The 6,487-nt window shown below is 72.5% G+C and carries 4 protein-coding genes and 2 pseudogenes; 2 read left to right on the top strand and 4 right to left on the bottom strand.

Annotation, left to right across the window (positions count from 1 at the left end; all coding sequences use genetic code 11):
- The 3 genes from dnaG to VIM26_RS05515 form a co-directional block, all read right to left on the bottom strand.
- Nucleotides 1-1,390 (bottom strand): DNA primase (dnaG, locus tag VIM26_RS05525; RefSeq protein ID WP_331949346.1); only part of this gene is annotated, 1,390 nt, incomplete at its 3' end.
- 110 nt (nucleotides 1,391-1,500) lie between these two features.
- Complete coding sequence (locus tag VIM26_RS05520; RefSeq protein WP_414696449.1) at nucleotides 1,501-2,799, bottom strand: deoxyguanosinetriphosphate triphosphohydrolase; 1,299 nt, start codon at nucleotides 2,797-2,799, stop codon at nucleotides 1,501-1,503.
- 171 nt (nucleotides 2,800-2,970) lie between these two features.
- Complete coding sequence (locus tag VIM26_RS05515) at nucleotides 2,971-3,783, bottom strand: DUF559 domain-containing protein (RefSeq protein WP_331949345.1); 813 nt, start codon at nucleotides 3,781-3,783, stop codon at nucleotides 2,971-2,973.
- A 343-nt stretch (nucleotides 3,784-4,126) separates the two neighbouring features.
- Here VIM26_RS05515 and VIM26_RS05510 point away from each other — a divergent pair, with 343 nt between their 5' ends.
- The gene (locus VIM26_RS05510) at nucleotides 4,127-4,969 is read left to right on the top strand and encodes an SDR family oxidoreductase (RefSeq protein WP_331949344.1); all 843 of its coding nucleotides are present in this window, start codon (nucleotides 4,127-4,129) and stop codon (nucleotides 4,967-4,969) included.
- A 146-nt stretch (nucleotides 4,970-5,115) separates the two neighbouring features.
- On the opposite strand, the pseudogene VIM26_RS05505 reads toward VIM26_RS05510, so the two are convergent.
- Nucleotides 5,116-5,334, bottom strand: a pseudogene (locus tag VIM26_RS05505) (sugar ABC transporter permease); the annotation flags it as partial.
- A 50-nt stretch (nucleotides 5,335-5,384) separates the two neighbouring features.
- Between VIM26_RS05505 and VIM26_RS05500 the strand changes: the two are divergent.
- A pseudogene (locus VIM26_RS05500) lies at nucleotides 5,385-6,422 on the top strand (LacI family DNA-binding transcriptional regulator).
- Nucleotides 6,423-6,487 lie beyond the last annotated feature (65 nt).

Here is a 6,487-nt window from a genome sequence, read left to right as displayed (position 1 = left end):
GGCGGGTGCCGCTGCTGGACGCCCCGCCCGACGGGCGGCCCGCGGCGGCCACCGCGCGCCGCACGTCGTCGGAGTCCATGCCGATCCAGCCGGCGAGCATCCGGGCGTACTCGGGCCGCAGCCCGGCGTCGCGGATCCCGGCCACGACCGGCGCGGCGGCGCGCAGCGCGCTGACCCGGCCCTCGACGGTGTTCAGGTCGTACGTGCCGAGCGTGGTGCGGATGACGAACTCGTACAGCGGGGTGCGACCGGCGACGAGCGCCCGGACGGCGTCGGGCCCGCGCGCCTGGCGCAGCTCGCAGGGATCCATGCCGCTCGGCTCGACCGCGACGAACGTCTGCGCGGAGAAGCTCTGGTCCTCGCCGAACGCGCGCATGGCGGCCTTCTGGCCCGCCGCGTCGCCGTCGAACGTGAAGATGATCTCCCCGCCCACCGACGTGCCCGAGGAGAGCTGGATGCCGCCGCCGGCCGAGTCGCCGATCAGGCGGCGCACGATCCGGGCGTGGTCGGTGCCGAACGCCGTGCCGCAGGTCGCGACCGCCGTCGGGACTCCCGACAGGTGCGCGGCCATCACGTCGGTGTACCCCTCGACGACGACGACCTGGTGCGTGCTGGCGATCGCCCGCTTGGCGAGGTCGAGCCCGTAGAGCACGTGGGACTTCTTGTAGAGCGCGGACTCCGGGGTGTTGAGGTACTTCGGGCCCTGGTCCTCCTCGTAGAGCTTGCGCGCGCCGAAGCCGATGACGTCGCCGGTGACCTCCCGGATGGGCCACACCAGGCGGCCGCGGAACCGGTCGTAGATCCCGCGGTTGCCCTGGCTCATCAGGCCCGACGCGAGCAGCTCGGGTTCGGTGAACCCGCGACCGCGCAGGTGCCCCCGCAGCAGGTCCCAGCCCTGCGGGGCGTAGCCCATGCCGAACTGCTCCGCGTGCGAGCGCTCGAAGCCGCGCTCGGCGAGGAACGCCCGACCCGCGGCGGCTCCCGGGGTGGCCAGCTGCTCGGAGTAGAACTGGGCGGCGACGGCGTGCGCGTCGAGCAGGCGCCGACGGCTGCCGGTGTCCACGCCGGAGCGCGGCCCGCCGCCCTCCTCGTACTGGAGCTGGACGCCGACCCGGCCGGCCAGGTACTCCACCGCCTCGGCGAAGGTGAGCCCGTCGATCTTCTGCACGAAGGAGATGACGTCGCCGCCCTCGCCGCACCCGAAGCAGTGCCAGCGCCCGACCTGCGGGCGGACGTGGAACGACGGGGACCGCTCGTCGTGGAACGGGCACAGGCCCTTCATCGAGCCGACGCCGGCGGACTTCAGGGTCACGTGCGCGCCCACGATGTCCTCGATCGCGGCGCGTTCGCGGACCGTTTCCACGTCTTCCCGTCGGATGAGTCCAGCCACCGCGCGAGTCTAGGCGGGTTGCCCGACAGGTCGCTCCGCGCCGGCGTTGGGGTCTGGGCGCGGCCCACGCTCGGGTGCGGGCGCCGCCGACGCTCGGGGCAGGCGCGGCCCTAGCGGTACGGCGGTGCGACCATCCGTCCGTGCCACGCCCCGGCGCTGACGTCGGTCAGCGAGGCGACCTGATCGACGACTACGCGCAGCCGGGCGCCGTCGTCGGCCGCGTCCGCCCAGTCCGCCGCGAACGGCGGTTCGAGCGAGAGCGGCGCGCGATCGGCGATCACGGCGACCAGGTCGAGGATGATCTCGCGCTGGCGCTGGTAGAGCGGCTCCAGCTCGCGGGGCGCCATCACGTACGTCACGGCGAGACCCTTGAGCACGAGGATCTCGGCGAGGGTCTCGTGCGGGACGACGAGCGAGGCCGCGTAGCGGGTCAGCGGACCGGGCCCGTACTGCGCACGGGTGGCCGCCTCGGCCGCGCCCGCGAACCGCCCGATCAGCTGGCTCGTGGCGTCCTTGAGCCCCGCGAGCGCGGCGCGAGAACCGTCGAACGCGGGGCCCCACAGGCGGGTCGCCATCAGCCGGTCCATCGCGTCCAGCAGGCCGCCGGAGTCCACTGCGTGCCCGTACCAGGCGTGCACCGACGCCACGATGCGCTGGCGCTCCTCGTCCCGCTGGAGCACATCGAGCTCGAGGCTGCCGCCGACGACGGCGTCCTCGACGTCGTGCACGGAGTAGGAGATGTCGTCCGCGAGGTCCATCACGTTGGCCTCGAGGCACTGGCGGCCCTGCGGGGAGCCCGCGCGCAACCAGCCGAAGACCTCGGCGTCATCGGCGTAGACGCCGAACTTCTTGGTCGGGGTGCCGTGCGCGTCGAGCGGGCCGTGCCCGGCCTGCCACGGGTACTTGACCGACGCGTCCAGGCTCGCGCGCGTCAGGTTGAGGCCGACCGCGCGCCCGTCCGGGGCGACGACCTTGGGCTCGAGGCGGGTGAGCAGCCGGAGGGTCTGCGCGTTCCCCTCGAAGCCGCCGATGGCCGAGCTGGCCTCGGCGAGCGCCCGCTCGCCGTTGTGGCCGAACGGCGGGTGGCCGAGGTCGTGCGCGAGGCACGCGGTGTCCACGACGTCTGGGTCGCAGCCGAGCGCCTTGCCGAGCTCGCGGCCGACCTGCGCGACCTCGAGGGTGTGCGTGAGCCGGGTCCGCACGAAGTCGTCGCTCGCTGGCACGAGCACCTGAGTCTTGGCGCCGAGGCGGCGCAGCGCGGAGGAGTGCACGATGCGCGCACGGTCGCGCTCGAAGGCGGTGCGGCCGCGGGACTTGGGCTGCTCGAGCACCCAGCGCGCCCGGTCCTCGCGGGAGTAGCCCAGCTCGACGGGCACGGCCGCGCGCGTACTGGACTCGGCGTCGGGCAGGACCGGGACGCTCGGCTGATGACTCTGGGACACATCGGCCACCCTAACGACCGGTGGGTGCGGCGCTCGGGTCGGTTGCGGGGTTGGATCGCTCGGGCGGGGGTCGCGGGGTGAGCTCGGCCGGGCTGGTTCGCCGGCCGGGCTTCCCGGTAGGAGGCCAGGGGCTGCGGGTCATCTGGCGGCTGCGGTGCGGATCGCGGTGGCGACGAGGTGAACCAGGCGGTCCGGGTGGTGCAGCACGTCGTCGGCCGTGAGCGTGATGACGCGCCAGCCGAGTGCCTCGAGGGCCTCGCGGCGGGCTTTGTCCTTGCGCCAGATGCGGGCGTCGGTGCGGTGCAGGTCGCCGTCGTACTCGATGGCGATCCGGAGGTCGGGGTAGCTCAGGTCCGGCAGCGCGACGAACTGGCCGAACGCGTCCACCACGGGCTTGTTGACCGCAGGGCAGCGCAGCCCGGCGTCGACCAGGATGAGCCGAGCCCGTGACTCCATCGAGGAGTCGGTGTCGGGTCGGATGAGCGGGAGCGCGCTGCGGGCCGTGCGTGCGCCCCGGACTCCCGACGACGCTCGCGTCACGCTCTCCAGCGCCTGAACGGTCGTCGCCGCGGTCTTGCGGCGGAGCATCGAGTCGCCGAGGACGACGAGCTCGTCCCGCTCGAGCTCGGCCGAGAGGTGCAGCCAGGTCTGCGCAGGGCTGGTGACCGGGAGGCCCGCGACGAACGTCCGGGCGACGTCCTGACGCCCCGAGAAGTGCGCGACGATCTCCGGCCGCCTCGACCGATCGGCTCGCGCCGAGACGACGACGTGTACCCGTTCGTCGCTCTCAAGACGCCAGGGCAGCTCGATTCCCCGCAACCGCAGCGCTGTGACATGGCTGAACGCGACACCGTCGGGCAGGAAGATCAACGCCGCCCGGCAGCGATCCAGAAGGTGCCCGGCTCGGTCGGCGGGCATCCGGATGCCCGAGAACGGGCGGCATAGGCTCATCCGTCGCAACTCGCCCGCACTCACGCCGAGCGCAAGAGCGTCCCGGACACCGAAGGGGGCGCTGTCGAGCGGCTCCGGAAGCGGACGGGCAGGACGCATGCCGCCACCTTGCCGACCCGAGCCAGGTTGGCCATCACGCAGGCCGCCCGCCTGTGGACGCCAACCGTTCTGCCCTGCCCGAGGTAGGTAAGACCGCCCCAACCGTCTCCTCCTCTACGAGTGCGCAGAATCTGCTGCTTGAGTGGCACTTTTTGCAGCAGATTCTGCGCACTCGCGTGACCGGTCGGGTCGGAAGGGCGGGGGTAGGTTCGGGTTTACTGACCGGGGACGAAGGGGGGCGGATATGAGAGTGCTCGTCGTCGGGGGGACGGGGACGGTTGGGCGGCACGTCGTCACGTCGTTGGTGCGCCGCGGGCATGAGGTCCGGGTGCTCAGCCGGCACCATGCCCTCGGGCCGGGCGGCGTCGCCGAAACTGGGCCGGCTGGGGGCCCAGCAACCGGGGCCGATGACTCCGCAACCGGTTCGGTGGTCTTCTTCGGCGGGGACCTGACGACCGGGGCGGGGCTCGCGGAGGCGATGGACTCGGTCGACGTCGTCGTGGACTGCTCCAACATCGTGACCCTGAGCGGGCGAAAGGCGACCGAGTTCTTCACGGTGGGCACGGCTCGGCTGCGCACGGCCGAGCGTGCGGCCGGGGTCGCGCACCACGTGCTGGTGTCGATCGTCGGGATTGACGACGTCCCGTACCCGTACTACCAGGCCAAGCTCGCCCAGGAGCGGGTCGCGACGACCGGGCTGCCGCCGTGCACGATCCTGCGCTCGACGCAGTTCATGGAGTTCGGCGCCCAGGTCGCGGCGACGGGCACCGTCGGGCCGGTCGTGCTGGTGCCGGACTGGCCCGTCCAGCCGATTGCCGCAGCCGACGTCGGCGAGGCGCTCGCTGACGTCGTGGAGGCTCCGCCGGCAGGTCGCGCGATGAGTATTGGCGGGCCCGGCGTCCTGCGGCTCCCCGAACTCGTCGAGCGGGTCCTCGCCGCGCGCGGGACGCCGCGCAAGGTCGTGCGCGTCCCGTACCCGGGCAGGGTGGGACGGGCCATCGCGCGCGGCGGGATCCTGCTGCGCGAGGGCCGCCGGGGGACGACGACGCTCGAGGAGTATCTGGACGGTCTGCGCGGCGCAGCGTAGACCCCCGGAATGGGTCCGACCCTATTTCGACGGGCGAAAAGCGACGCGCAAATGCAAATACACCCGTTCGGCGCAGCCGAGACGGGTGTATTTGGGACGTGCGCGGGGCGATCGGCCCGACGTTCAGCGCCGCGCCCCGCAAGGCCTCAGCCCTTGACCGAGCCCGCCGTCAGCCCGCCGACGATGTACTTCTGCAGGAAGAGGAACAGGACCAGCACCGGGATGACCGCGATGACCGCACCCGCGGTGAACAGGCCCCAGTTCTGGTCGAGCAACGCGGAGACCCACCCGTACAGCCCGATCGCGACCGTCCAGTTCTCCTCGGACTGCAGGACGACCCGCGCGATGATGAACTCCCCGAAGCTCGGAGCAGCACAGCTGCCGATCACCCGGCGAACAACACGAGGAGGGTCCGGTGTCCCCTACGATTTCGCGGGTGCGCATCCGACTCGCCGACGTGGCCTAACAGGCCGCAGTCAGCACCGCAACCGCCTCCCGAGTGCTGAACGGCAAGGCTGGCGTCTCAGCCGAGACCCGCCAGGCGGTGCTCGCGGCGCTCGACACGCTCGGCTACGAGCGACCCGAGAAGCTACGCAACCGCTCGGCCGGACTCGTCGGCCTGATCGTCCCGGAGTTGACCAACCCGGTCTTCCCCACGTTCGCGCAGTTTGTCGAGACGATGCTGTCGGCGCGCGGCTACACCCCGCTGCTGTGCACCCAAACGCCCGGCGGCACGACCGAGGACGAGTACGTCGAGATGCTCCTCGAGCACGACGTCGACGGGATCGTCTTCGTCTCGGGCCTGCACGCGGACACCACCGCGAGCCGCGAGCGCTATCACCGGCTGCGCAGCCGGGGCCTGCCGATCGTGCTCGTCAACGGGTACGCCGAGGGCGTCGACGCGCCGTTCGTCTCCACGGACGACGGCGCGGCGATGGACCTCGCCGTGCGCCACCTCACCGCCCTCGGGCACCGCCGGATCGGCCTCGCGATCGGGCCGGACCGCTTCGTGCCGGCCCAGCGCAAGGTCGCCGGCTTCGCCGAGAACCTGCGCCGGCACCTGGGGATCGACGACGTCACGCCGCACGTCGTCTCCACGCTGTTCACGGTGGAGGGCGGCCAGGCCGCGGCCGGCGAGCTGATCGCCTCGGGGCACACGGCCATCGTGTGCGGGTCGGACCTGATGGCGCTCGGCGCGATCCGGGCGGCCCGGGCGCGCGGCCTGAGCGTGCCCGGCGACGTGTCCGTCGTCGGCTTCGACGACTCTCCGCTGATGGCGTTCACCGACCCGCCCCTGACCACGGTGCGCCAGCCCGTGCTCGCGATGGGCGAGGCCGCGGTCGCCACCCTCGTCGCCGAGATCGCCGGAGTCCGCGGGCTGCGCACCGAGCTGCTGTTCCACCCCGAGCTGATCGTGCGCGGCTCGACCGATGCCGCCCCCGTAATACGCTGAATACCACCGAGGACTCGCGCGACCCCCTACTGCTCGTAACGTCCGAGCGTTGACGTCCTATAGGA

Origin of the sequence: Pengzhenrongella sp. (assembly GCF_036565025.1) — a bacterium.
Lineage (GTDB): Bacteria > Actinomycetota > Actinomycetes > Actinomycetales > Cellulomonadaceae > Pengzhenrongella.
Note: the sequence above shows the minus strand (reverse complement) of the source record. Positions and strands in the feature narration are given on the sequence as shown.